The sequence below is a fragment of the Rothia sp. HMSC061D12 genome, assembly GCF_001836735.1.
Taxonomy (GTDB): domain Bacteria; phylum Actinomycetota; class Actinomycetes; order Actinomycetales; family Micrococcaceae; genus Rothia.
The window spans coordinates 769556-795917 of sequence record NZ_KV830305.1 but is presented as its reverse complement, the minus strand read 5'-3'; the positions used below and the strand labels follow the sequence as shown (position 1 = coordinate 795917).

Sequence of the window (26362 nt, the reverse complement as noted above, 5' to 3'; positions counted from 1 at the left end):
GAGGCGCCCGCCGGGGCTTCACTGTGTCCTCTAGTCTGCAGTGCTCACTATTCTGTTGTGCTTGTACTCTCAGATTCTTGGAGCTGACCTGCAGCCTGGCTTTGCGCGTATGATGGGTGTATGAGCACTAGCCACCCCAATCTGCGTCGCGGGTACACGCTACCCCATGAAGCGGAGGTTCTTCAGATCCTCCGTGACGCTGGTGTGCGCCGTGCCCGACTCTTCGGTAGTGCCGCCCGCGGTGAGCTGACCGAAACCAGCGATCTGGATTTTCTGGTGCAGATGCCGGGTGTAGCCCCTTTTGACGAGTTCATGCAAATGGTGGACGCTCAGCACCGCATTGAACAGCTGACCGGCCGTAGCGTTGATATGGTCACCCAGTTGCGCCCCCGCATCTATGCGGAAGCAGAACCGGACATGGTGGAGCTGCCGCTATAAGAAGTTGCCTGAGCTAATGAGCGACTTTGAACGAATCATCGATGAGATAGAAGAAACTACTTAACTAAATGGCCCCGGAGGGTGCCTCGATCAGGGAGGCGCCCGCCGGGGCTTCACTGTGTCCTTTATTCTGTTGCGTCCTCTATTCTGCTGTGCCCTTATATAAGGGAGTGCTAGTGGGCGATACCCGCCTCATACGCCATGATGACCGCCTGCACACGATCACGCGCACCCAACTTCGCCAACACATGCGACACGTGCGTCTTCACCGTCGCCTCCGACAGCACCAACTCCCGCGTAATCTCCGCATTCGATAGGCCGCGCGCAATCAGGCCCAGCACCTCAAACTCACGCGGCGACAACTGCTCAATCAACTCATGATGCGGATAATCCTGTGCCGGCTCAGCCGGAATAAACGTCGCCTTCGGAAGCTCAGAAGTAGCCGGGGGAGCAACAGGAACAGACTCAGCAACAGGCGCGGCAGGAACACCGGGAGCAGCGGCGGGGGAATCCAGCACCGGAATCATATGCTCCAGCAGGCGGCGAGTAGCCGACGGCGCAATCACTGCATCCCCGCGGTGCACCGTACGAATCGCCTCCAGCAGCTGCTCCGGCGGGGTGTCCTTCAACAAGAAACCGCTCGCGCCCGCACGCACCGCCGAATACACGTACTCGTCAATGTCGAAGGTCGTGAGCATAATAATGCGCACCCGCTCATCCTCGGACACCTCACGCTGGCCGTCACGCTCCAGAATACGGCGCGCCGCCTCCAAGCCGTCGCAGTGCGGCATGCGCACATCCATGAGGATGACCTGCGGCGCCTGCCCCTCAGAGACCATGCGGTCAAAAACGTCAATCGCCGCCAGGCCGTCATCAGCTTCCATAACGACCTGCAGGTCCGGCTGGGAGTTGACGAGCATGCTCAAGCCGCCGCGCACTAGGCGCTGGTCGTCGACGAGCATCACGCGGATTGGCTGAGTGGTCTGTGGTGCGGAAGAGTACATAGTTTCAATCCTAGATAACGAGGTAGTAGAGGTATTAGAGGTCGCGGTAGGGGAGCGCCGCCTCAACGAGCCAGCCGCCGTCGGGCTGCAGACCGTAGGTGAGGGTGCCGTGGTAGAGGGCGATGCGCTCGCTCATTCCGCGCAGGCCGTTGCCGCTGCCGGGCACCGGGCGAGCAATGTGCTGAGCCGTGACCGCAGAAACCGGTTCGTTCTGCACCCGCAACTGCAGACCGTCATCGCCCCAGTGAATGGTGACGGTGGTTGCCGCGCCGGGGGAGTGCTTGAGCGCATTGGTGAGCGCCTCCTGCACGGTGCGGTACGCCGCAAGTTCGGCGCCCTGCGGCAGGGTGCGCGCCATGGTGCCGGTGATTCCGGTGAAGGTGACGGGCAGTCCGGCGCGGCGGCTCTGCTCCACGAGGGCGGGCACATCGTTGAGGGTGGGCACGGGCGCGTAGGCGGTCGCCTCGTCGGTGCGGAGTAGCCCGAGCAGGGAACGCATCTGCGTGAGGGAATCGCGTGCGGTGTCTGCGATCAGTTCGAGGGTTTGCTCCGCAATATCCGGCGTGTTCTGCTGAGCCTGTTCAGTCTGCTGCTGAGCCTGCTGTGCGCGTGCGGTGCGGGCGCTCGCAGCGGCGTAGCGTGCCCCATCCGCCTGAGAAATGATGCTGGACAGCGAGTGCGCCACAATATCGTGCATTTCGCGGGCGATGCGGGTGCGTTCGTCCTGCGCTGCGAGGCGGCGTTCCTGTTCCTGCTCGTATTCGAGGCGGCGGGCGCGTTCTTTGAACTCTTCGCTGCGCAGTTCGCGCATGCGGCGGGAGTCGCCGAGGAACCAGAAGACGGTGAAGATGGATCCGCAGAGCACGCCGAGCATCAGGGAGATGAAGATGCGGGCGGGTATGTCGTCCCAGTGGTAGAGGAATGAGAGCGAGGCCTGCACGGTGACGGCGAGTGCGCCGACCCAGCCGAGAATGAGGCCGCGGAATCGGGCGCGGCGGCGCCAGTGCCGACCGATATGGTAGGCGGCGAGGCTGACGGGCGGGTAGCAGGTGATGGCGAGTGAGTCGGGGAAGGGCTCCACGAGGGTGAGGCAGAGCGCCGCGATGACCACGTAGATGCTGCCGTAGGGGTAGCGGTAGCGGAAGTAGAGCGCGGTGGTGCTGCAGAGCGCGGAGATGACCGGAATCCAACCGTAGCTGTTGACGAAGGCGGTGGAAAGCATGCAGCAGAAGAACTGCATGTGTGCGACGACGAGGACGTTCATCCAGCCGCGTTTGTCCCTGAGGTAGGTTTGTACGCGGCTGGAGGCGGTGATTGCGTCGGCGGGCAGGTCGCTGCTTTCTAAGACGCCGCGGGTATGCGTTACGGCGTGGCCTGATTCGGCTGTCTCAGTGCTGTTCTGTGGGTTCTTCTGGGGTTGGGTGCGCTTGAGGGGCATGCTTCCAGTGTATCGGGGTGTTTGCGAGGGGTTGGAACCCCCTTTTCTGCTCTCACATGCAGGAACATTCTGTGGTTTTGTGTGTGGGGGTGTGTGATTACGTGTGTGCGACACGCTAAAAACACCTATTTTGAGTGACCTTGATTACTTTTTTCTAGATTATTTATTCAACTAAAGCTTGAGAGTTTGGGGTTGTATGGGGTTCGAATTCGGGTTTAAGAGACCTGAAACTCCCTTAAGTAACCTATTTTGGTTGAAAAACCTTCAACCAAGGCGGAGAGTTTAAGGGAAACCCCCTCATCAAACCATTTTTGGAACCATTGCGGTACAGGTCCTTGATGGGTATAGTTTTGGCTGTACCCGAAATCTGCGCCCGAGGTCTAAGAACCTCGCAGAACTAAACACCAAGAGTTCTGGAGCGCGACTCCCTGTGCAAGGGAGCGGATACAGCATTATGTCGTTATCACCAGAGGTTAGGCTCAAGCCGACTCACTCACTCGACTTGTTTCAAGTGATGTTTTCTGCCGCGCACGACGGCGGGTGATAACTCTTATTCCTCAAAATGACATCACTCTCGAAGGACATACATGTCTACTAACATTTCTCGCCGCAAGGTTGTAGCTGGCGCAGCATGGGCTGCTCCGGTTGTTGCAGCGTCTGCTGCAGTTCCCGCTTTCGCTTCCTCTACCGTTTGTGATTGGGAGTCCACCGCAGCTTACACCGCAGAGGGTAACGCTTCGGGTGCTAAGGGCACCACTTCTTTCGTTGTTCCCGCACTGGTCGACAAGATTAAGTTCGAGGTCGTCGGTGGTGCTGGTGGTACCAACTACGACGATATGGCAGCAGGCTCCGGTGCTAAGATCACCGGTATCATCGAGGTCAAGGAAGGCCAGACCGTTCAGCTCATCGGCGCAGCCGGTGGTATCGGTAACAACCCTCTGACTCCCGCAGAGGGTGGCGAGGGCTACGGTAACGGCGGTTCCTCCAACCTGCCCACCCCCATCCCCGCAAGCGTCATGCAGAGCGTGAACGCTATCTGGCCCGATAACTCCACCCTGAAGCGTATTACCTACTCCGCTTCCGGTGGTGGCTCCTCCGCTCTGGTGATCAACGGTACCCCCGTTGCAGTCGCAGGTGGTGGCGGTGGCGCTGGCTTCGTGAACGCTGGTGGCGCTAACAACAACTTCGACTACATCTTCCCCGGCGCTGTTGACGCAGGTCGCCTGTGGCCCGATGGTGCAAAGCGCAACGTGTACCCCGTCATCGGTTCCACCGGTGGTTCCGCTGAGGGTGCAGCAGGTTCCGCAGGTAACCAGGGTGCACTGACCTACTCCGCTGACACCTCCGTCACCACCACTGTTAACGCAGGTGAGGGTGGCTCCGCAGGTATCGGTGGTAACGGTGGCTCCAAGACCGACCTGCCCTCCGGCAAGTCCCCCAACGGCGTTCTGGGTTACTCCTCCACCAACAACCAGGAGATCTACCACTCCTCCAAGTCCGGTAACAACGGTGGCGACGGCTTCAAGGGTAACGGTGGCGACGGTGTGGGCTCCTACTCCTACATGATCGACAACAATGACCGCACCATCAAGGAAGTTGTTACCGTGAAGGCAACCGGTGAGAAGAAGGCTCTGGAGTACAAGTCCATCGGCTTCAACTGGAACGGTTACCAGTCCGTCATCTCCGCAGGTGGTGGCGCAGGTTACGGTGGCGGTGGCTCCGGTGCTTCCACCTCCGCATCCGCAATCGTTCTGACCCAGAAGTGGAACAACAACCCCGACGGTCTGCGCCAGAACACCGGCTTCTCGCAGTTCGGTGGTGGCGGTGGCGCTGGTGGCTCCTACGTTGCTCCCGGTGTTTCCGGTGGCTCCATCGAGTCCGCAGGCAATGCTCCGACCGCTCGTGGCAAGCGTGGCAACGGCTACGTGAAGGTCACCCTCTGCAAGCGCACCGCGTAATTGCATAGACCTTTAGGGCTCTCACACTGAGTGAGAACTCATAACAATATTCCCCGGCTGATGACTCAGCCGGGGAATATTGTTTTAACCGGCGGGGCAGGGGAGCGGTAGCTAACCTGGAACTCTCTACCCCAGACTCTGCCTAGCCCAGAGTCTGAGAACCCGCCCGCACACTCTACCGCCCACCCGTGGTGCGTATTAGGGTAGAGGCATGACTGAAGCACGTAGCATCGACCTCGCCGTCATCCCCGGCGACGGCATCGGCCCCGAAATCATTACCGAAGCCCAGCGCATCCTCACCCGCGCCTGCGAGCTCGAAAACATCACCGTAACCCCCACCCACTACAAGCTCGGCGCCGAGCACTGGCTGGAAACCGGTGAAACCCTGCCCGACTCCACCATGGACGCCCTCAAGCAGCACGACGCGATCCTCTTCGGCGCCATTGGTGCAGACCCCCGCAGCGGTCAGATTCCCTCCGGCCTCATCGAACGCGAAATGCTCCTCAAGCTGCGCTTCGCCTTCGACCACTACATCAACCTGCGCCCCTCCCGCCTGTACCCCGGCGCAGTCTCGCCGCTCGCCAACCCCGGCAACATCGACTTCGTGGTCGTGCGTGAAGGCACCGAAGGCCCCTACATTGGCAACGGCGGCGTAATCCGTCAGGGCACCCCGCACGAAATCGCTACCGAGGTCTCCCTCAACACCGCGCACGGTGTGGAGCGCCTGGTCCGCTACGCCTTCGAGCTTGCCTCCACCCGCCGCAAGAAGGTCACCCTCGTACACAAGACCAACGTGCTCACCCACGCAGGTCGCCTCTACAACCGCTACTTCACCGAAATCGCGAAGGAATTCCCCGAGGTCGAGACCGACTACCTGCACATTGACGCGACCACCATCTTCATGGTCACCGACCCCGCCCGCTTCGACGTGATCGTCACCGACAACCTCTTCGGCGACATCATCACCGACCTCGCCGGTGCAGTGACCGGCGGTATCGGCTACGCGGCAAGCGGCAACATCAACGCCGTCGGCGAGTTCCCCTCCATGTTCGAGCCCGTACACGGCTCCGCACCGGACATCGCCCGCCAGAACAAGGCAAACCCCACCGCCGCAATCCTCGCCGGTGCAATGCTGCTGCGTCATCTCGGCCACGACGCCGCCGCAGCCCGCATTGAGGACGCTGTTGAGGCAGATATGCGCGAGAACGGCGCAAGCGTGCGCGGAACCGATCAGGTCGGCGCGGACGTGCTCGCACGCCTCGGTTAATACTTGCCCGGCTAAAACTGGCTCGGCTAAAACGTGAACTACGCTAGCGAAGCCCGGAAGGAACGCACCTTCCGGGCTTCACCTGTTCACATCCTGAATGGGAGAAAAGGTGCGCATGCGGCAAACGCATCTTTCCGGTACTCTAAACAGGTCAGGCACACCCGCCCGGCACCTCGGCGGTGGACACCCTCCACCACTCGCTTGATGCATCCAACTAGCACAGACCGCTAGATGCACCATCTGCCCCGCACGACAACGCGCCCGGCGGCACACACCGGCTCTACGCCCCGACGCAAGAACCGCGAATCAAAGAACGCCTGCAAAAGCAACTAGACAAAGAGGAACGCAGAACGATGGCCATCGAATTCAGCCACGAAGCAAACCAGTCACCCGCCACCGCCGAACGCCGCGCCGAAATCCTTGCAAACCCCGGCTTCGGTGACTACTTCACCGACCACATGGTCACTATCGACTGGGAAGGCGACTACAAGACCGGCGGCACCTGGTACGACGCACGAGTTCGTCCCTACGGCCCGCTCGTCCTCGACCCCGCAGCATCCGTGTTCCACTACGGCCAGGAAATCTTCGAGGGCATCAAGGGCTACCGTCACGCTGACGGTTCCGTATGGACCTTCCGCCCCGAAAAGAACGCGGCACGCTTCGCGAACTCCGCACGCCGCCTCTCCCTGCCCGAGCTGCCCGAAGAGACCTTCATCGAATCCCTGCGCGAACTCGTGAAGATGGACGAGCAGTGGGTACCCACCGGCGACGGTGAAGCCTTCTACTTCCGCCCCTTCATGATCGCAACTGAGGCGTTCCTCGGCGTTCGCCCCGCACGCCACGTGCAGTACCACGTGATTGGCTCGCCCGCAGGTAACTACTTCGGCACTCCCGAACCCGTGGACATTTGGCTCTCCACCACCTACGCCCGTGCAGGCGAAGGCGGCACCGGTGCGGCAAAGTGCGGCGGTAACTACGCAGCATCCATGATTGCCCAGACCGAGGGTGAAAAGCACGGCTGCAAGCAGGTTATCTTCAAGGACCCGCACCGCGGCGACGCCATCGAAGAGCTCGGCGGCATGAACGTGTTCTTCATCTTCGGCAAGGAAAACAAGATCGTCACCCCCGAACTGACCGGCACCATCCTGGAGGGTGTGACCCGCTCCTCGCTGATTCAGCTCGCCAAGGACCGCGGCATGACCGTCGAAGAGCGCGCAATCACCCTCACCGAATGGCGTGAAGGCGTGGCAAACGGCGACATCACCGAAATCTTCGCCTGCGGCACCGCAGCAGTGGTCGCACCCATCGGCAAGCTCAAGGCAGAAGACTTCGAAATCCCGGCACCCACCGAGCACTTCGGCGAAATCTCCAAGAGCCTGCGCGAAGAGCTCGTCGGCATTCAGCTCGGCACCGTTGAGGACCGCCACGGCTGGATGACCCGCCTCATCTAAAACGTGAATCTAACGTAACCCGCGAAATCCCCGCAGGATGCTCCGCCCGACCCCGCACGTCGCGCGGCGAGCAACCCGCGGGGATTCGCTGTGCCCGGAAAATGAGGTGCTCGGAAAATGCCGTGCCCGGTGATGCTGTGCTCGGCGAGTATTGCGCGCGGCGTTGATAGCGTGAGGACAGGGGAGGGGAGGCGCACCCCGCCGAACCTAATAGTGTTGAACCCCGCCGGGCTAAAACCTGCCTTGCCAATTCCGCCCGCCGCCCACACCCTCGAAGGCTGGTACCCTAGAAAGTATGCGTATTGCACGATTTACCGTAAATAATGAGCTCCACTTCGGGCTGGTAGAAGGCGACGCAGGCGAAGAAACCCTGCGCGTACTCGCCGGCGACCCCTTCTACTCGGGTATCGAACCGACCGGCACCACCTACCCCATCGACCAGGTGCGTCTGCTCGCCCCGATCATTCCCCGCTCCAAGGTGATTGGAGCGATCGCAAACTGGGCAGGAACCGAGGCGCCCGCCTCCCCGCAGTTCTTCCTCAAGCCCAACACCACCGTGATTGGCCCCGGCGACCCTGTGACCCTGCCCGAGTACTCCGAAGCCGTCAGCGCAGAAGGTGAACTCGCCGTCATTATCGGTCGTATCGCCAAGTCCGTGCCTCTTGAGCGCGTGCACGAAGTCATCTTCGGCTACACCGTAGCCAACGACCTCACCGCCCGCGACCTGCTCGAGGACCGCCAGTGGACCCGCGCCAAGGGCTTCGACGGCTCCACCCCGCTCGGCCCCTGGATCGAAACCGACCTGGACACCGACTCGCTGAACATCACCACCTGGGTTGACGGCGACGTCGTGCAGGAAGGCAACACCTCCGAAATGCACTACTCCGTAGCCGAACAGGTTGCCGCAGCCTCCGAAATCTTCACCCTGCTGCCCGGCGATGTACTGCTCACCGGCACCCCCGCCGGCATCAGCGTACTGCGCGACGGCAACGAAGTAGAGGTCGAAGTCGAAGGTATCGGCTCCCTCGTCACCCGCGTGCGCGACTAAACAGCCCGCACCCAAAAACGTAACGTACATCCTGAAACACATCGTCAAGGAGACATCATGACCGAATACCACGGTCCCGTACTCAACAGCCCCGCAGACACCCGCGTCCGCTTCTGCCCCTCGCCCACCGGCACCCCGCACGTGGGCATGGTCCGCACCGCCCTCTTCAACTGGGCATACGCACGCCACACCGGCGGCAAGCTGATCTTCCGCATCGAAGACACCGACGCGGCACGCGACTCCGAAGAGTCGTTCAACCAGGTGCTCGAATCCCTGCACTGGCTCGGCATCAACTGGGACGAAGGCGTCGGCGTCGGCGGCCCCCACGAGCCCTACCGCCAGTCCGAGCGTAAGACCGCAGGCATCTACAACGAGATTTTCCAGAAGCTCGTTGAAGGCGGCTACGTGTACGAAGACTTCTCCACCCCCGACGAGGTGAAGGAACGCCGCAAGGCAGCCGGTCAGGATCCGCAGCTCGGCTACGACAACTACGACCGCAACCTCACCGAAGAGCAGAAGGAAGCCTACCGCGCAGAAGGCCGCCAGCCCGTGTGGCGCCTGCGTATGCCCGACGAAGACATCACCTTCAACGACCTCGTTCGCGGTGAAATCACCTTCAAGGCCGGTACCGTGCCCGACTACGTGGTCGTCCGCTCCAACGGCGACCCGCTGTACACCTTCGTGAACCCCGTCGACGACGCACTCATGGGCATCACCCACGTGCTGCGCGGTGAGGACCTGCTCTCCTCCACCCCGCGTCAGATTGCGCTCTACCGCGCACTCATCGACACCGGCGTGACCAGCTTCATCCCCGAATTCGGCCACCTGCCCTACGTCATGGGCCAGGGCAACAAGAAGCTCTCCAAGCGCGACCCCGAATCGAACCTCTTCCTGCTGCGCGACTCCGGCTTCATCAAGGAAGGCCTGCTGAACTACCTGTCCCTGCTGGGCTGGTCCCTCTCCGCAGACCAGGACGTCTTCAGCATCGACGAGCTCGTCGAGCACTTCGACGTACACGACGTTGTCGCCAACCCCGCACGCTTCGACGTGAAGAAGGCAGAGTCCATCAACGGCGACCACATCCGTGCGCTCGACCCCAAGGACTTCCGCGACCGCCTCATCCCGTACCTGCAGGCAGCAGGCGTACTCGGCGAAACCCTCACCGAGCGTGAAGAGCAGGTCCTCACCGAAGCTGCACCCCTCGTCCAGGAGCGTATGCAGCTGCTCGGCGAAGCACCCGGTCTGCTCGCATTCCTCTTCAAGGCTGACGAAGAGATCAGCACCGCAGACGATGCACGCAAGCAGCTCAAGGAATCCGCACCGCAGGTTCTCGCAGCCGCAATCGAAGCTCTGGAGCCCCTCGAGGACTTCACCGCAGCCAACATTGAGGCAGCCCTGCGCGCCGCAATCGTCGACGGCCTGGAAATCAAGCCGCGCCTCGCATTCGGTCCCGTGCGTATCGCAGTGTCCGGTGAGCGCATCTCCCCGCCCTTGTTTGAATCCATGGAAATCCTGGGCAAGGAATCCTCCCTCGCACGCCTGCGCAAGCTTGCCGCTGAACTGAGCTAGCTATGAATCAATCGATTATGGGGAAGGCGCTGCTCAAGGGCACCCTCATGGCGCTCACCAACGCCTGCATTATCTGGCTGTTCGCCTACATTGCCGGCTTTGACCGCTCCGTATGGATGGTCGTCATCATTATTGCCGGCGCGGCGCTCGCCTACGTGACCGCATTCCTGGAGGCACGCGCCATGCAGAACGCGGCTCGTGGCGGCGACGTGAGCACCTCGTCGTCTGTTGTTGATTCTTCGGATTCTTCTGACTCTTCGGACGAAGAAGACGACTTCGTGGACCCGGGACCCGACCCGGACGCGGGCGACTTCGACGCCGGAAGCTCCAGCAGCTCCAGCAGTTCGGATTACAGCAGCTACAGTAGCTCCGACTACTCTGGCGGCGGCGATTCCGGTGGAGGCGACTCCGGCGGTAGCAGCGACTAAGCTCTAGAGAGTCCCCTTATCCAGCGGGAATCTGACGACCGAAAGGTCTGAAGGAAACCCGGCGGATAAGGGGATTTTTCATAAATTTGAGAATATTTTTTGTGATGGGTGTTTCCTGTAAAACTACTAGTCGGTATCTTTTGCGGAGGTGAATCTGGCTCCATTTTGGGGAGTGTGGCAAGAATTTGGTTTGCGCACCCCAGTAAAGGCTCGTATAGTAGTACCTGTTGTTGCGACGAACTGAAAAGTTCAAAGCGAAAACATGCGGTTGTAGCTCAGTTGGTAGAGCACCACCTTGCCAAGGTGGATGTCGCGAGTTCAAGTCTCGTCAACCGCTCCACTAAGGCCCCGAGGTTCGCCTCGGGGCTTTTTCGTTGTCTCTGGGTTTTTGTTGTGTCTGGGTTTTTGCTGTCTCCGGGAGTTTTAGTTTTTGGAGGTGCAAGGCAGGGGGGGCTTTCCCGAGGTGGTTGCTTGGGCGGGTTGGTCGCCATGATGCTTTGGCTATCTGGTTATCTGACTGCCCGGTCATCTGGCTATCGGGAGGCGGTGCAGGAAAAATCTTCAAAAAAAATTTGGGATGCAAAGCGTGCGGGGGAGGGGGTAAAACTGCTCTCCGAGCCACCTCGGAGCTGCTGTGAAGGGGGAAAATCGGCCCTAAAACCCTCTTTTTGAAGAAATTTAAAAAACTTTTTAACTCCAAAAACCCCGGAAACACGCGGAAGTAGCGGGCATAAAACCGTGAATGTGAGGCGGCTCTCCAGATTTCGGCTTGCACGCCTCCAGAAAGACCCGTATAGTTATTACTCGTTCCGGTGAAAAGCCGAAAGGCGAGAAGCGGAACGGTAACTCAATAGAGTAATGGGATATGGTGTAATTGGCAACACGAAGGTTTCTGGTTCCTTTGTTCTAGGTTCGAGTCCTGGTATCCCAGCTAACCTCCTCATGGAGGTTGCGGCCCCATCGTATAGCGGCCTAGTACTCCGCCCTCTCACGGCGGCAACACCGGTTCAAATCCGGTTGGGGTCACACTAGGAAATAAACCCTCAGTCTTCTGACTGGGGGTTTATTTGTTTATTGGGCAAAACTGAGCCCAGATTCTATGGTGCCGCCGTGAGCCTCTCACGGCGCCGCTCCTTATGTCGCGGCACTCCGGGGCATGATGGATTTCCTCGCGCGCTCGGCATCATGCCCCTCCGTCACCTGTTCACATCCGGTTGGGGTCACCACTAGGAAATAAACCCTCAGCCTTCTGGCTGAGGGTTTATTTGTTTATCCGGTGAAAACTGGTTTTAGATCCTACGGTGCCGCCGTGAGCCTCTCACGGCGCCGCTCCTTACGTCGCGGCACTCCGGGGCATGATGAAATCCTTCGCGCGCTCGGCATCATTCCCCTCCGTCACCGTTACAAACCGGTTGGGGTCACACTAGGAAAAAGCCTGGTTTCTTCGGAAACCAGGCTTTTTGTTTACCCAGCACCTCTGAGTCTAGATTCGGTAATGACTTAGCGACTTCAGCCATGGTTAAAAGCTATCCCTCAAGACGCTAACCCAGCCCCAAAGTCCGTACCTCATGACCAGAGTCCATAAGTCATTACTGAACCTGCAGCTACCTCTATAGGGAAGGGGCAAGAGAGACGGAACGGGAGTAGAGAAGAAGAATCTCCGCGAAAAGCCACAAGTGTTTCGAAAAGCCACCATTTTTGTGGCTTTTCGAAACACAAGTGGCTTCTCGGCGGGAAGGAAACAGGAAGGAAAAAAGGGACGCGCAAAATTTGACCTTCACGCCAAGCCTCGGTATAGTCTTATCCGTAAGCGTGATTGGCGCAGTGGTAGCGCGCTTCGTTCACACCGAAGAGGTCACTGGTTCGAACCCAGTATCACGCACCAAAGAACCCCCGTTTCAAGGAACGGGGGTTTTATTATGCCCACCGGGTCAAACACCGGCAACAGTCCACCGCAGCGGACACAACCACCCGAGAATGAGGTACCCCGTGACAACACCCGAACTCGCCGCAGCCACCGACTACGGACGCATGTACTCCCGCAAACGCGGAGGAGAGCCCCTCGTCCCCTCCATCACCACCGTCATCGGACAGCACGCCAGCGACCTCAGCGGCTGGCACGGGTACATGGCAGCCAAAGCCGCCCTCGAAGACCAACGCGCCTACCGCGCCACCGGATCCCACGGCCTCAAATTCGCCATCATCCGCGACGCAGCCAGCGCCTCCGAACGATACCGCGACGCAGCCGCCGCCCGTGGCGACCGCGTCCACAACTACGCAGAAGCCGTCGCCCTACGCGCCATGGGCCGCGAACACAACCTCGAGGAAAGCCGCGAACAGCTCATCATCAACGGCGAACAGGCCTACGCCGACCGCTTCGACGAATGGTGGGAAGCCTTCAAGCCCCGCCCCCTCGCCGCCGAAGTCACCATCTGGAACGACACCGTCGGCTACGCGGGCGCCCTCGACCTGGTCGCAGAAATCGCGGGCCGAACCTGCATCATCGACTACAAAACCAAAGGCACCGACAAACGAGGTCGCGTTAAAGCACTCGACGAAAAAGTCGTCATGCAGCTCGTCGCCGGGCTCAAAGCCGAAGAATCCATCGTCGACCCCGACGAAGGCACCTGGGAACCCTGGAAATACGGCGACGCACCCGTCCTCATGGGCGTGGCCCTCGGCGAAACGCAGGTGTTGCCGCAGCAGGCGAACCCCGCCGTGCTTGAACGCAACTGGTACAAGTTCTGCGCCCTGCGCCGCGTCTGGGAATTCGACCGCCAGGTCCAAGAATTTGAAGACCCCGCGCTCATGCCTGTAGTACCCCCGCCGGTGGCATAGGGGAGAGGCAACAAGCCCCGGGGAGGTGAGGCTCAGCCCTCACCCCAACGCCTCGATTCGTTCTAGATTCGCGCTACCGAATCGGCGACAATAGAACACAAGACAGAACGGCGCCCGCGCGCCCGCTGGCAAGAACCCGCTACTGGGGGAACCCTCCGCTGGGAGAGTCCGCCAGTGCAGTTCTGCCACCACAAAGAAATCCGTAAGCACATTCCCGGCACCCGCCGGCAGAGGAGAACCATGACCATCCTGAGCATCCGCACCGTAGGCGACCCGGTGCTGCGCAGCGTCTGCGACCCCATCACCGTCTTCGACGACGACCTGGCACGACTCATCGACGACATGCTAGAAACCATGTACGACGTGGGCGGCGTGGGCCTTGCTGGACCGCAGGTTGGCATCTCCAAGCAGATTTTCACCTTCGGCGGCATTGACGACCGCGAAGGCTACATCATCAACCCCGTGCTTGAGGTCGGCGAAGAAGACCAGGAAGGCGGCGAAGGCTGCCTGTCCGTGCCCGGCCAGAAGTCCGCAACCCCGCGCAAGAACTGGGCGCGCGTGACCGGCGTAGACCGCCACGGCGAACCCCTCGTGCTGGAGGGTGAAGGCCTGTTCGCGCGCATGCTGCAGCACGAAACCGACCACCTGCACGGCAAGCTCTTCATCGACCGTCTCGTGGGTGAAGACCGCCAGCGCGTCATGCGTGCCCTGCGCGCCGCAGACTACAACACTGTCGCAGCTAAGACCGTGACCGAACGTGCAACCCGCGTGGGCGGTGCCTTCGGTGCCGGAGGCGCATTCGGCGCAGGTTCTGCTGGTTCTTCCTTCGGTAGCTTCGGAAAGTAGGCTCAGATGCTCAACATTATTTACGCAGGCACCCCCGACGTTGCCGTGCCCCCGCTTGACTACCTCGCGAACTCCGATAAGGTGCGCGTGGTCGGCGTGCTCACCCGCGAGGACGCCCCCGTGGGCCGCAAGCGCGTGCTCACTCCCTCCCCGGTGGCGCAGCGTGCCGAAGAGCTCGGCCTGCCCGTCGTGAAGGCAAACCGCTGGAACGACGAAGCCGCCGCGGCCATCGCCGAACTGAACGCTGACGCAGCCGCCGTGGTCGCCTACGGTGCCCTGCTGCCGCTGTCCGCATTGGAATCCCTGCGCTACGGCTGGGTCAACCTGCACTTCTCCAAGCTGCCCGCATGGCGCGGCGCCGCCCCCGTGCAGCGCGCCCTCATCGCCGGTGAGCAGGAAATTTTCTCCACCACCTTCCTGCTCGAAGAAGGCCTGGACACCGGCCCCACCTTCGAACAGGAATCCACCCCTGTGGCCGCCGACGACACCGCAGGCACCGTGCTGATGCGCCTCGCAACCAGCGGCGGCGCACTGCTTGAGCGCACCTTTGAACGCCTAGAAGCGGGCGAGAGCGGCACCGTGCAGGTCGAGGACGAGTCGGTCAGCTACGCCTCCAAGATGAGCATTGCCGACGGCCGCCTCACCTGGACCGAACCCGCCGAACAGATCCTGGCACGCTTCCGCGGTGTGACCCCCGAACCCGGCGCATGGTGCGAACTGGGCGAAAACCGCTTCAAGATCGGTGGCCTGGCGGTTGCTGACGAGCGTCTGGTACAGTCCCTGACCGAGGCGAACGGCGGCCCCCTCGCACCCGGTGCGGTGCGTCTGCACGCAAAGAAGGTACTGGTCGGTACCGGTACCGAACCCCTGATGCTGCTGCAGGTTCAGCCTGCCGGTAAGAAAATGATGGATGCGCCCGCGTGGGCTCGCGGCGCTGGCAAGGACATGGCGGAAGGCCTGGTGGTACTCGCATGAGCAACGAAAAGCGCCCCTACAAGGGAGGACACGGCAAGTCCGGTCACGCTGGCAATGGCAAGCCCGGCAACGGCAAGTTCAGCCAGGGTAGCGGTCAGGGTAAGTTCAATCAGGGCAGTGGCCAGGGTGAGGGCGGTGCGAAGCGTAAGCGTCGCCGCCGCTCCGGCTCCGGCTCGGGTGTGAACGAGCAGAACCGCCAGCAGAACCAGCGCAGCCAGAATCAGCGCTCCCAGGGCCGCCCGCAGAAGTGGGATGACAACTCCCGCGGCGACAAGAAGCGCTATGAGCCGCGCGGCGAGAACCGCGCAGAGTCCCGCACCGGCCGCCGCTTCGACGGCCTCACCAGCGTCGAACGCGCCGCACGCCGCGCCAAGACCGAACACGACGACACCAAACGCGGTGGCGGCGGCACCTCCCAGCGCAATAAGAGCGGCCACGAACGCAACCGCCGCTCCATGTCCGCCCGCGAATTCTCCGCGGCGGCACCCTCCGCACGCTCGCGTACCGCAGACACCGCACGCGCAACCGTCTTCGACGTACTGCGCTCCGTCGCGGAATCTGACGCCTACGCGAACCTCGTGCTGCCCAAGGCTATCCGTAGCCACCGCCTCGACCACCGCGACGCGGGCTTCGCAACCGAGCTGACCTACGGCACGCTGCGCTACCAGGGCACCTACGACGCAATCCTGCGCCACTGCGTGGACCGCCCCCTCGAGAAGGTCGGCACCACCACCCTGATCGTGCTGCGCATGGGCGTGCACCAGCTGCTGAACATGCGCGTTCCCGCCCACGCGGCGCTGAACCAGAGCGTGTCTCTGGCACGCGAAAAGATCGGTGCGGGCCCGGCAAGCTTCATCAACGCGGTGCTGCGCCGCGTCTCCGAGCGCACCCCCGAAGAGTGGTACGAACTCATCATCGAGAACGCGAAGGACGACACCGAGCGCATGGCGCTGCTCGCCTCGCACCCCGGCTGGATTGTGCGTTCCATGCGCCAGGCACTCGTCGCGCACGGCCGCCCCGCCTCCGAAATTGAGCAGCTGCTCGAAGCGGACAACCTCGCCCCCGTGGTGAACCTGGTTGCGCTGCCCGGCCTGGGTAGCCTCGACGAGGCACGCGAACAGGGCGCCGTCGACGGCGAGCTGGTTGAGGGTTCGGCACTGTACGCCTCCGGCGACTTGGCACGCCTGGAATCCGTACGTGAAGGCACCGTCCGCGCGCAGGATGCTGGCTCCCAGCTGGTGGCACGCGCGCTCGCCGCAGCACCCCTGGACGGCACCGACACCGCATGGCTCGACCTGTGCGCAGGCCCCGGCGGTAAGGCGGCGCTCCTCGGCGCGCTCGGTATTCAGCGCGGCGCATCCCTGGTCGCCAACGAGGCGGCACCGCACCGCGCGCAGCTCGTGGAATCCTCCATGCGCCCCCTGCCCGAGGACAGCTACACGGTACTCACCGGCGACGGCCGCCAGATCCGCGAGACCCTGCGCAAGAACGCCTCCGACCTGCCCGGATCCATTGAGCCCGGTCAGCTTTTCGACCGTGTGATGGTGGATGTGCCCTGCTCCGGTCTGGGCGCCCTGCGCCGCCGCCCCGAGGCGCGTTGGCGCAAGTCCCCGCGCGATATTGCCGAGCTGCTGCCCCTGCAGCGTCAGCTCCTGGATGCGGCCATTGAGGCGACCCGCCCCGGCGGCGTCATCGCCTACGTGACCTGCTCCCCGCATGCGGCAGAAACCCAGAACATTGTGGCTGAGGTGCTCGAAAGCGGCGCGGTCAGCCTGCTCGATTCCGCCGCCGCACTGCGCGAAGTCGCCCGGCACACCGAAGGCGCGAACGGCGAGCCCGTGAGCGTGCTGGCGGGGGAGAAGGACCCCGGCCACACCCCCGAGATCAAGGTCAAGAAGGGCGCGCCGGTCGTGAAGGCTTCGGAGAACCCGACCACCGCGCAGCTGTGGCCGCACGTGCACGGAACCGACGCCATGTTCCTCGCCCTGCTGCGTAAGAACTAGCCGCTTCACCGCCTAGCATCACCCGCCATACGGCACGGATTTGAAAGGAACCCCATGGGTATTGCTATTAACCCGTCGATTCTCTCGGCGGATTTCGCGAACCTGCAGCGCGAGCTGGAGCGTATTTCCACCGCAGACGCCGCGCATATTGACGTGATGGATAACCACTTCGTCCCCAACCTCACCTGGGGCCCGCCCGTGGTCAAGCGTCTGCGCGAAATCTCCCCGGTGCCGTTCGACGTGCACCTGATGATTGAGGACGCCGACCGCTGGGCACCCGAATACGCCAGCATGGGCTGCGAATCGGTGACCTTCCACGCGGAGGCGGCTATCGCCCCCATCAAGCTGGCGCGCACCCTGCGTGCTGAGGGTGCGAAGGCGGGTATGGCGCTGCGTCCGGCAACCGCCGTGGAACCCTACCTGGACATGCTCAGCGAACTGGACATGCTGCTGATCATGACCGTGGAACCCGGCTTCGGCGGCCAGGCGTTCCTGGACGTGACCCTGCCGAAGATCGCCCGCGCCGCCAAGGCGATTGAGGGCGCGAACCTGCCGGTGACCGTGCAGGTGGACGGCGGCATCACCGAAGAGACCATCCTGCGTGCCGCGGAGGCGGGCGCAACCTGCTTCGTTGCCGGTAGCTCGGTCTACGGTGTGGACGAGGCGCTCGGCGGTCCGGAGGCGGCAATTGCCTCCCTGCGTGCGGCGGCTGCATCGGTCAAGCGTTCCGGCACCGGATGCGGTTGCGGCCACTAGCGGTGCACGCTGGTAACGGCGCCCCGCATCGATGACACCCCCGCGCCCATAAAACCTCATACGCCCCGTTGTGAAGACTGCATCCCGTCGCGGCTCTTCGTGGCGGGGCGTTTTGCGTGCCCGGCTTTCTCAACCGCCGCAGATTTATAGTGAGACGACAGCAGGGGAGAGATACCTGTTTAAGCGACATAGTGTCAGCAAGACTATGACAAAGGGTGATATATGTTACCCCGCGCAATTCCGCGGCAAAACCGGGTATCCTGGCGGTCAGAGAAGGCAAACAGAACACATCTTGATGTAACACTCAGATATCTGTAAGGTTAGGTATAGTTTAGTCAAATCTAGGGGGAACTATGTCTTTCAACCGAACCGAGCTGACCGACGCCGAAAACCACGGCGCATCGGGCGTTAACCGCCGCGCATTCTTCGGCCTGGCGCTCGCCTCCTCGGCTGCTCTCGCCCTCGCGGCATGCAGCAGCGAGACCACCACGACCACCACTTCCGGCGGTTCCACCTCCGGCGGCAACAGCGGTACCCGCACCATCAAGGACATTGATGAGGAGAACGTAGAAGTTCCCGCCAACCCGCAGAAGGTTATCGTCCTCTCTGAGCCCACCCTCGACGGCCTGCTCGCCCTCGGCGTGACCCCCGTCGGTTCTGTCTCCGGTCGCGGCCAGTCCGGCGTGCCCAACTACCTTGCCGACCGCGCCAAGGGCGTGCAGATTATCGGCACCGTCGCCCAGGTCAACTACGAGCAGATTGGCAACCTTGATCCCGACCTGATTCTGGTCGACTCCACCGGCGTGGACAAGCGCTCCGAGGCCTTCGAAACCCTCAAGAAGATCGCTCCCGTCGTCTACTGCGGCTACGCGGGCGGCGACTGGCGCATCAACTTCCGCAACGTCGCCAACGCTATGAACATGGTCGACAAGGGCGAAGAAGTCATCAAGGCATACGAGTCAAACGCCGCAACGTTGAAGGATCAGCTCGCCCCCAAGTACGGCGACAAGACCTTCTCCATCGTCCGCTGGGCAGGCAACGGCCCCGCCCTGATCCTCAAGGAACTGCCTGCCGGCCAGGTACTCAACGACCTGGGCCTCAAGCGCCCCGAGGCGCAGGACCGCAACGGCCAGGGCCACTCCGAACCGGTCTCTCTGGAGAACCTGGCAACCATCGACGCGGACTACATGTTCCTCGGTACCCTCGGCGGCGCAAGCCAGAAGAACCCGAACGCACAGGGTACCGCAGGTCTGCAGGGCGCCGAAGAAGCACTGAATAAGGCGAAGGAAACCTCCGGCTTCACCAACCTGAAGGCAGTCAAGGACGACCACGTGATTCTCGTGGACGGCTCCAAGTGGACCTCCACCGGCGGCCCGCTACTGCTCGAGGGCATTATCGAAGACGTCAAGAAGGCGCTTCCGCTCTAAACGCCCCGCTCTAAATACCCTGTGAAGCAATCACCCGCTGAAGCTTCCGCCACCCTTCCCGCCGCGACCTAAAAACCGCGGCGGGAAGGGGATGCACGACCCACCACACCATCCTCAAGGACCACAATGACCGAAACTCGACCCGTGCGCACCGCAGCCCGCTACGGTGCCGTCGTGGCTCTCGTCGGCGCGCTCATCACCCCCGGAGCAGCGCTGACCGGCACCACTCTCGCATTCGCGGATACCCCCGCCGCCACCCAGCAGGAAGCTAAGGCTGCCGTGACCATCTCTACCGAGAAGTGGCGCGAAGGTAAGCTCGTGCTGCGCGGCACCGGCTTTACCAGCACCGCACCCGGTCGCGGCGCAGTGTTCGCCGTGAAGTTCCTCGACGCCCTGCCGGATGAAGCGCACCAGGCGATTAACCCGATCACCAAGAAGGGCGGCAACTCGCCCGCGAACTTCATGGCAACCGCCAAGGAGGACGGCACCTTCGAGGTTGAGGTGTCCCTGCCGACCCCCGAAAACACCGGTCTGACCGCTGAGCAGCTGAAGAACAAGGGCTGGACCGTGGAGGGTACCAGCCACCGTATTCAGGTGCTTTCCGGTTCCCTGGGTGGTACGGATGCGGACGGTAACACCTACGACCGTCGTGCATCTGTGTCGCAGAATATTACGCTGAGCGACCCGGCTCCGAGCCCGGCACCGACCGCAGAGCCCACCGCAGAGCCCACCGCTGAGCCCAGTGCAACTGCAGAGCCTTCTGCAACTGCAGAGCCTTCTGTGACTGCCGAGCCTACCGCGGACCCCTCTGCTACCGCTGACCCTAGCGCAACTGCAGAACCCACCCCGGCACCTACCGCAGAGCCGACCCCCGCGCCCAGCGAAGACTCGAAAACCTGCGCCCCCGCCGATGACTCCTTCACCCCGCGCCTGACCATCGAGAACCCCAAGGCGGTTCAGGGTGGCAAGCTGCACCTGACCGGTGACGGCTGGTGCAACCCCGAAGACAAGAAGGCATCCGTTATCGGTCTGAAGATTGACGACGGCAAGGTATCCCGTAACGACGCCACCGCGGTCAACGACAACCGCACCATCTGGGCTATCGTCACCCCCGACGAAAACGGCCACATCGACGCCTGGATTGACCTGCCCACCCGCGACAACGCAGCCTTCAAGAATGACGAGGACGCCGCAAAGTACGCCTCCGGTGAGCACACCCTGCGCCTGCTGACCGGTAGCCTGCGTGAGGGCGACCGATCCGGAACCTACGGCGGCGCCAACAGCCAGGGCGGCATCAACACCACCTTCACCATCGGTGAGTACGCCCCCGGTGACGCGCCCGAGCCGGTCAACGCCTCCGAACTGACCGCTGGTAATGGCGTGCAGGTGAGCCGTGACGGCTCCACCGTGACCGTAACCGTGCCGAACGCTGAACCGGGTACCTGGGTGTACGCCGCTACCTACCTCGGCAACTCCCCGCAGACCCTCTACGGCTCCGGCTGGAAGCGCCTGGATGGCAACCGTAGCTTCAGCTACGAAACCAGCGTGAGCATGCCCGCCGCAACCTACCGCGTGGTTGTGCACAACGGCAACCAGGGCGCTGAAAATGCGGTGCTCGGTTTTGCTGACATGACCGTGGAACGTGCTGTTACCCCTCGTCAGGACGTTTCCCGCGATGAGCAGGACGCCACCGACCAGCTGGTCGAAGAGCTGAACGAGAACCCGGCAACCAGCACCTCTACCGCGCCGGTTCCCATGCGTAACGCGGGCGGCCGCATCAGCACCCGCGCCACCGACGTGGATGCATCCCTCGCCGCGCTCTCGCAGAGCACCGCTCCGGTCGTGAACCGTGTGCAGGCTAAGGCGAAGGTTCAGAGCGCGCAAAAGACCCTGGCATCTAACCTGCAGAAGACTGATGGCGCCGCGAAAAAGGCTGTGAAGGCCGCAGCCGGTTCGAAGAACTCGCAGAACACGCAGGGCTCCCAGAACTCCGCCGCTGGCACCAAGGCGCAGGGCCCGGTCATTGAGGGTACTGAGCTGACCGGTCTGACCAAGTGGCTGGTGAACAACGCCAATAACCTGCTGCTCTCGGCCGCTGGCCTGGTGGTTTTGGCCGCGGCTCTGCTGCTGCTGCGCACCTCCAAGAAGTAAGCTCTCTGACCACATATTCACATCGGCACCGGTCCACGCTCCACACTTTTGACCCTGCACCCTTGAACAGGGGCGTGGATCGGGTGCCTCCAACCACTCGGGTCACGACCCGCTGAACTGCACCTCCACGAACCCGGTAGCGTTCAGCTTCGACCCCGGTAATTTTGAAAGGACCACCATGCGTGCACCTTTTTCGGGAGCCCCGAAGGCATCCCTGACCTCTAAGGCGCTGACCGCCTGCGCTGCCGCAACCCTGGCGCTGGGCTTGGGTGTTGGCACCGCATCCGCTCTGCCTCCGGGCGGTGCAAAGGCATCGACCCCCGGCACCTCTTCGACCGTTTCCTCTTCTGTGAACGAGCACGGCGTGATTTCCTTTAGCGTGAGCGGCTTCCCCGCGAACACTGTGGTGTCCGTGAAGGTGGACGACGGTAACCTGTGCCCCTCCGATGCTGCACAGGGCGCTTGCGTGGTGCACCAGCAGAAGACCGATGGCAACGGTAACGTCTCCGGTTCCTTCGTTCTGCCGGATGTTGGCGCTGGCACCCACACTCTGCGTTTCCTTGCAACTGGTGAGAAGCGTGATAAGGACGGCAAGTACCTGGGTACTGAGGCGTACAGCAACCGCAGCCCCGAGTTTACCGTGGTGGGTGAGGGCGGTTCGGATAATTCCTCCTCGAACTCTTCGGGTTCTTCCTCGAACCGCGGCTCTTCCAGCTCGAAGAGCAACGGTGGTTCCTCGAACGGCGGCTCGAACTCTAACAACTCAGACTCTGCAGACGAGGCTCAGGGCTCTAACGATTCCAACGAGTCCTCGTCCAATGGTGGTTCGAACGGCTCCTCGAATGGTTCTGCAGGTGGCGCGGCTGAGGCTGAGACCGTGTACACCGACGCTGAGGGCAACACCATCACTAAGGAGGAGTACGACCGCCTGAACGCGGAAGCTGACTCTTCCGGTACCTCCGGTACCTCTGGCTCTTCCGCTGCGCCTGCTGCTTCGGCTTCTGCAAATGCCCAGAAGAAGGCGACCGCTTCGGCGAGCGCATCTTCTTCGTCTTCTGCGCGCGGTACTGCGTCGAACCCGAGCGCTTCAGCTTCGGGCGCGGCTAACACCGCATCCACCGTTCAGACCGTGACTTACGGTGCTGCGTTCCCGTGGATTGGCGTGGTGGTTCTGGGCGTAAGCATTGTGGGTGCCGCTGCGCTGCTGCTGACCCGTAAGCGCTAAGACTTAACGTCGGATGCGGGTGGGGGAGTAACCCGCCCGCTCCGGCGTTTCTCTCATTATCTACCGGTGTGCCGGGTGCCCCTCGTGTGGTGTGGGTGCGCCGGGTGTGCCTCCCCGTTTTCTTGTATCGAGCATAAGGAGCATAGTGGCCTTCACGAGCTCATTGTCCCGAGATGTTCAGCAGGAGAGTACGTCCCGTCAGGGTTCTGTGATTCAGGGGCAGAAGTTGGGTAAGCGCCTGGCTTTTCTGTTCTTGTTTGCGGTGCTTTTGGTGGGGGCTGTGGCTGCTTCTTTGCTGTTCGGGTCGAATAATCTTCCGCCGGATCAGGTTCTGGCTGTTTTCAATGGCACTGCTTCTGAGCAGGCGCAGACGATTGTGATGGAGCAGCGCATTCCGCGTACCTTGGTGGGTCTTGCGGCGGGTGCGGCGTTGGCGGTTGCCGGTTCTTTGATGCAGTCGTTGACTCGTAACCCGCTGGCTGAGCCCGGCCTGATGGGTGTGAATGCCGGTGCTGCGGTGGCTGTGATTGCTTCCGTGGTGGTTTTTGGCGTGATGGGTATTTGGCAGTACATGGTTGCTGCGACGATTGGTGGCGCGTTGGCTGCGGTGCTGGTGTACACGCTGGGTCGTGGTCGTGACGGGTCGATTGTGAAGCTCGCTCTGGCGGGTGTGGCGATTTCTGCGGCGCTGTCGGCGATTGCACAGGGCCTGATTTTGGCTGATCAGGATGCATATAACGAGTTCCGTGTGTGGGTTGCCGGTTCGCTGGAGGGCCGCGGTATGGATATCGCGTCGACGGTGGGTCCGGTGATTCTGCTGGGTATGCTGGTGGCGTTCTTTGTGGCTCCTGCGATTAATGCTCTGAGTATGGGCGAGGAGGCGGCGACCAGCCTCGGCGTGAGTGTGCGTACGACCCAGAATTTGACGTTGCTGGCGGTGACGGTGCTTGCCGGTGCGGCGACTGCTGCGGTGGGTCCGATTGGTTTTGTGGGTTTGGCGGTGCCGTTTGTGGTGCGTGCCCTACTCGGTAATGATGTGCGCTGGGTGAATTATGGTTCGGCGCTGTTGGGTCCGGTGTGGCTGCTGTGTGCTGACGTGTTGGCGCGTGTGCTGGTGGCTCCGCAGGAGACTCAGGTGGGTATTGTGGCGACTCTTGCCGGTGCCCCGGTGTTCTTGTTCTTGATGACTCGTCGTAAGGTGGAGGCTCTCTAATGTCGAATTCTTCCGCTGTTTCGACGGCGACCGTCACCACTGCAGCTAATCGTTCTGCGCGTCGTAGCGGCCGCGATTTGGGTGGCCGCCCGGTGTTGACTGTGCGCGGTCCGCTGAGTGCTCAGGTGCCGTGGCGTGTGCTGATTTTGAATGTGGCGTTGGTGGTGCTGATTGCGGCGCTGGCGTTTTGGGGCATGTTGCAGGGTGATTATAAGATCGCCCCGGAGAAGCTGATCCCGGCGCTGCTGGGTGAGGGCAAGCAGATTACGGTGACTTTCGCTCAGCAGCGTGCGGCGCGTATTGTGGCGGCGCTTCTGGTGGGTGCGGCGCTTGGTCTCTCGGGTGCGATTTTCCAGGTGATTTCGGGTAATGCCCTGGGTTCGCCGGATATTATCGGCTTCACGAATGGTGCTGCGACCGGTGCGCTGTTGCAGATTATTGTCTTCAATTCCGGCCCCGTTGAGGTTGCTCTGGGTGCTGTGGTTGGTGGCTTGGCGACTTCGGTGCTGGTGTGGCTGTTGACGCGCCGCACGGGCCTGCATGGCTTCCGCTTGGTGCTGGTCGGTATTGGTGTGGGGTCGACCCTGGCGGCGTTCAATGCGCTGCTGGTGGTGCGTGCTTCGCTGACTCAGGCGCAGACCGCGGCGTCCTGGCTTGCCGGTTCGCTCAATGACATCACGTGGGAGCGCACCTACGCGCTGATGGGTCTGCTGCTCGTGGTGACTCCGCTGTTGCTGATGCTGGTCCGCCCGCTGGGCGCGATTCGTTTTGGTGACCAGGTGGCATCCGGTTTGGGTGTGAGCGTGAACGCGTACCGTGTGGCGGCTCTGTTTATCGGTGTGCTTCTGGTTTCGCTGGCGACCGCGACGACCGGCCCGATTGCCTTTGTCGCCCTGGCGGCACCGCACATCGCGAAGACCCTGTCTCGCAGTGGCGGGGTGGGCTTCACCTCCGCGGCACTTATGGGTGCGCTCATGGTGCTCGGCTCTGACCTGATTGGCCGATTCGCTGTTCCCGGACGCATCATTCAGGTGGGTGTGGTAACCGGCGCGATTGGCGGCCTGTACCTGATTTACCTGATTTACCTCGAAAGGAAGAAGAGCTAGTGAACGCTAGTGTGACGACCCGCCTTGAAGGCGAGAACATGGTGGTTGCCTACGGTGAGCATACGGTGCTCAACGGGGTAGATTTTCAGGTGCCGGAGGGGGAGCTGACCGTTATCCTGGGCCCGAACGCCTGCGGTAAGTCGACCACCTTGAAGGCTCTTGCCCGCGTGAACCCGCTCAAGGAGGGTGAGGTTCGCCTGGACGGCACCCCGCTGCCGCAGATGAAGTCCCGCGCCATCGCCAAGATCCTGGCGATGCTGCCGCAGACCCCGGAGGCGCCTAGCGGCGTGACCGTGGCGGATGTGGTGGCGCGCGGCCGCTACCCGCACCAGTCGCTGCTGCGTTCCTGGTCTGATGAGGACGAGCGCGCCTGCGTGGAGGCGATGCAGGCGGCGAACGTGCTGGAGCTTGCTGAGCGTCCCATTGAGGCGCTTTCGGGCGGTCAGCGTCAGCGTGTGTGGATTGCCATGACCCTGGCGCAGCAGACCCCGCTGATTCTGCTCGATGAGCCGACCACCTACCTGGACATCACGCACCAGATTGAGGTGCTGAACCTGACGAAGAAATTGCATTCTGAAGGGCGAACGGTAGCCGTGGTGTTGCATGACCTGAACCTCGCTTTCAGGTATGCTACTCATGTTGTGTTAATGAAGCAGGGTCGGATTATCGCTCAGGGCGATCCGCGTGCGATAATTACACCGGAACTTATTCAGGAAGTTTTTGACCTGCAATCGGTCATTATTCCTGATCCATGCACTGGTACTCCTCTGGTGATTCCTAAGGAGAACCAATCAATTCATATTGCCGCTGACGCTATTTCGGCGGCCCGCGAAAGCAAATAAGTTTTCGCCCCTAAGCCGCGTGGGAGTTTGCGCCACCTGTCTCAGTACGGGTGGAAAAGCTCGGCATTGCGCCAAGCAGTGAACGTTAGGATCTGAGGGACCCAGGATCCCCTGCGCGTAGGGCGCCTACCCGGTGCTCGCCCGTCTTTGACGCATGAACGGAAACGAGCACTGGGTAGGTTCCATTTTGGGAACCCGCAGATGAGGCACCGAGACTGCCGCATGAGACCTTGAGAGTTGCGACTTGAGAGGTTTGATGCACGGTCTCGGTGCCTCATCTCATTTAACCGCCCGGTTTGTGTCGCTTATCCGTGCCGCCTATTCGTACAGCCTATTCTGGGTGCCCCAATTTTCGACCCCATTTTTTTGGGGGGGGGGG

20 protein-coding genes and 4 tRNA genes are annotated in these 26362 nt (G+C 61.9%); 22 read left to right on the top strand and 2 right to left on the bottom strand.

Going from position 1 to position 26362, the window contains the following annotated elements; genetic code table 11:
- Nucleotides 1-120: 120 nt before the first annotated feature.
- Nucleotides 121-438 carry a nucleotidyltransferase family protein gene (locus HMPREF2682_RS03020; RefSeq protein ID WP_049345070.1) on the top strand — a complete coding sequence of 106 codons (318 nt, stop codon included), beginning with the start codon at nt 121-123 and terminating at the stop codon, nt 436-438.
- 173 nt (nt 439-611) lie between these two features.
- On the opposite strand, the gene HMPREF2682_RS03015 is transcribed toward HMPREF2682_RS03020, so the two are convergent.
- Complete coding sequence (locus tag HMPREF2682_RS03015) at nt 612-1442, bottom strand: response regulator (RefSeq protein ID WP_070831287.1); 831 nt, start codon at nt 1440-1442, stop codon at nt 612-614.
- Between the two features lie 34 nt (nt 1443-1476).
- Nucleotides 1477-2880, bottom strand: a complete 1404-nt coding sequence (locus tag HMPREF2682_RS03010) for a sensor histidine kinase (RefSeq protein WP_210400850.1) — start codon at nt 2878-2880, stop codon at nt 1477-1479.
- A 587-nt stretch (nt 2881-3467) separates the two neighbouring features.
- Here HMPREF2682_RS03010 and HMPREF2682_RS03005 point away from each other — a divergent pair.
- The 21 genes from HMPREF2682_RS03005 to HMPREF2682_RS02905 all read left to right on the top strand — a co-directional run bounded on the left by HMPREF2682_RS03005 (nt 3468) and on the right by HMPREF2682_RS02905 (nt 25983).
- The gene (locus HMPREF2682_RS03005) at nt 3468-4838 is read left to right on the top strand and encodes a hypothetical protein (protein WP_049345074.1); all 1371 of its coding nucleotides are present in this window, start codon (nt 3468-3470) and stop codon (nt 4836-4838) included.
- A gap of 211 nt (nt 4839-5049) precedes the next feature.
- A complete protein-coding gene (locus tag HMPREF2682_RS03000; protein ID WP_070831280.1) occupies nt 5050-6105 on the top strand; it encodes a 3-isopropylmalate dehydrogenase in 1056 nt (351 codons plus the stop codon).
- A gap of 353 nt (nt 6106-6458) precedes the next feature.
- On the top strand, nt 6459-7556 hold the full coding sequence (locus HMPREF2682_RS02995; protein WP_049337902.1) for a branched-chain amino acid aminotransferase: 1098 nt from the start codon (nt 6459-6461) through the stop codon (nt 7554-7556).
- A 295-nt stretch (nt 7557-7851) separates the two neighbouring features.
- A complete protein-coding gene (locus tag HMPREF2682_RS02990; RefSeq protein WP_005507404.1) occupies nt 7852-8604 on the top strand; it encodes a fumarylacetoacetate hydrolase family protein in 753 nt (250 codons plus the stop codon).
- A 57-nt stretch (nt 8605-8661) separates the two neighbouring features.
- Nucleotides 8662-10173, top strand: coding sequence for a glutamate--tRNA ligase (gene gltX / locus HMPREF2682_RS02985; protein ID WP_070831277.1), 1512 nt, complete (start codon nt 8662-8664; stop codon nt 10171-10173).
- Between the two features lie 2 nt (nt 10174-10175).
- Nucleotides 10176-10601, top strand: a complete 426-nt coding sequence (locus HMPREF2682_RS02980) for a hypothetical protein (protein WP_070831274.1) — start codon at nt 10176-10178, stop codon at nt 10599-10601.
- A 264-nt stretch (nt 10602-10865) separates the two neighbouring features.
- Nucleotides 10866-10941, top strand: a tRNA-Gly gene (locus HMPREF2682_RS02975).
- 519 nt (nt 10942-11460) lie between these two features.
- Nucleotides 11461-11532: transfer RNA gene (locus HMPREF2682_RS02970), tRNA-Gln, on the top strand.
- Nucleotides 11533-11554: 22 nt separating this feature from the next.
- A tRNA-Glu gene (locus HMPREF2682_RS02965) sits at nt 11555-11627 on the top strand.
- Nucleotides 11628-12411: 784 nt separating this feature from the next.
- Nucleotides 12412-12486, top strand: a tRNA-Val gene (locus HMPREF2682_RS02960).
- A 104-nt stretch (nt 12487-12590) separates the two neighbouring features.
- Nucleotides 12591-13439 carry a PD-(D/E)XK nuclease family protein gene (locus HMPREF2682_RS02955; protein ID WP_070831271.1) on the top strand — a complete coding sequence of 283 codons (849 nt, stop codon included), beginning with the start codon at nt 12591-12593 and terminating at the stop codon, nt 13437-13439.
- A gap of 240 nt (nt 13440-13679) precedes the next feature.
- Complete coding sequence (def, locus tag HMPREF2682_RS02950) at nt 13680-14285, top strand: peptide deformylase (RefSeq protein WP_070831269.1); 606 nt, start codon at nt 13680-13682, stop codon at nt 14283-14285.
- A gap of 6 nt (nt 14286-14291) precedes the next feature.
- Complete coding sequence (fmt, locus tag HMPREF2682_RS02945) at nt 14292-15260, top strand: methionyl-tRNA formyltransferase (RefSeq protein WP_070831266.1); 969 nt, start codon at nt 14292-14294, stop codon at nt 15258-15260.
- Nucleotides 15257-17263, top strand: a complete 2007-nt coding sequence (locus tag HMPREF2682_RS02940; RefSeq protein ID WP_070831264.1) for an RsmB/NOP family class I SAM-dependent RNA methyltransferase — start codon at nt 15257-15259, stop codon at nt 17261-17263. Before fmt ends, HMPREF2682_RS02940 begins: the two co-directional genes overlap by 4 nt.
- 54 nt (nt 17264-17317) lie before the next feature.
- Nucleotides 17318-18019: a ribulose-phosphate 3-epimerase gene (gene rpe, locus HMPREF2682_RS02935; protein WP_070831262.1), complete on the top strand. Its 702-nt coding sequence runs from the start codon at nt 17318-17320 to the stop codon at nt 18017-18019.
- A 353-nt stretch (nt 18020-18372) separates the two neighbouring features.
- On the top strand, nt 18373-19446 hold the full coding sequence (locus tag HMPREF2682_RS02930) for an ABC transporter substrate-binding protein (RefSeq protein ID WP_012903302.1): 1074 nt from the start codon (nt 18373-18375) through the stop codon (nt 19444-19446).
- Between the two features lie 126 nt (nt 19447-19572).
- Nucleotides 19573-21597 (top strand): peptidase, encoded by a 2025-nt coding sequence (locus HMPREF2682_RS02925; RefSeq protein ID WP_070831260.1) that lies wholly within the window; start codon nt 19573-19575, stop codon nt 21595-21597.
- A gap of 178 nt (nt 21598-21775) precedes the next feature.
- Nucleotides 21776-22822: a plasmid partitioning protein gene (locus tag HMPREF2682_RS02920; protein ID WP_070831258.1), complete on the top strand. Its 1047-nt coding sequence runs from the start codon at nt 21776-21778 to the stop codon at nt 22820-22822.
- A gap of 145 nt (nt 22823-22967) precedes the next feature.
- Nucleotides 22968-24035, top strand: a complete 1068-nt coding sequence (locus HMPREF2682_RS02915; RefSeq protein WP_080974537.1) for a FecCD family ABC transporter permease — start codon at nt 22968-22970, stop codon at nt 24033-24035.
- The gene (locus HMPREF2682_RS02910) at nt 24035-25141 is read left to right on the top strand and encodes a FecCD family ABC transporter permease (protein WP_049342128.1); all 1107 of its coding nucleotides are present in this window, start codon (nt 24035-24037) and stop codon (nt 25139-25141) included. Before HMPREF2682_RS02915 ends, HMPREF2682_RS02910 begins: the two co-directional genes overlap by 1 nt.
- A complete protein-coding gene (locus HMPREF2682_RS02905; RefSeq protein WP_049342127.1) occupies nt 25141-25983 on the top strand; it encodes an ABC transporter ATP-binding protein in 843 nt (280 codons plus the stop codon). The genes HMPREF2682_RS02910 and HMPREF2682_RS02905 overlap by 1 nt, the downstream gene beginning before the upstream one ends.
- Nucleotides 25984-26362 lie beyond the last annotated feature (379 nt).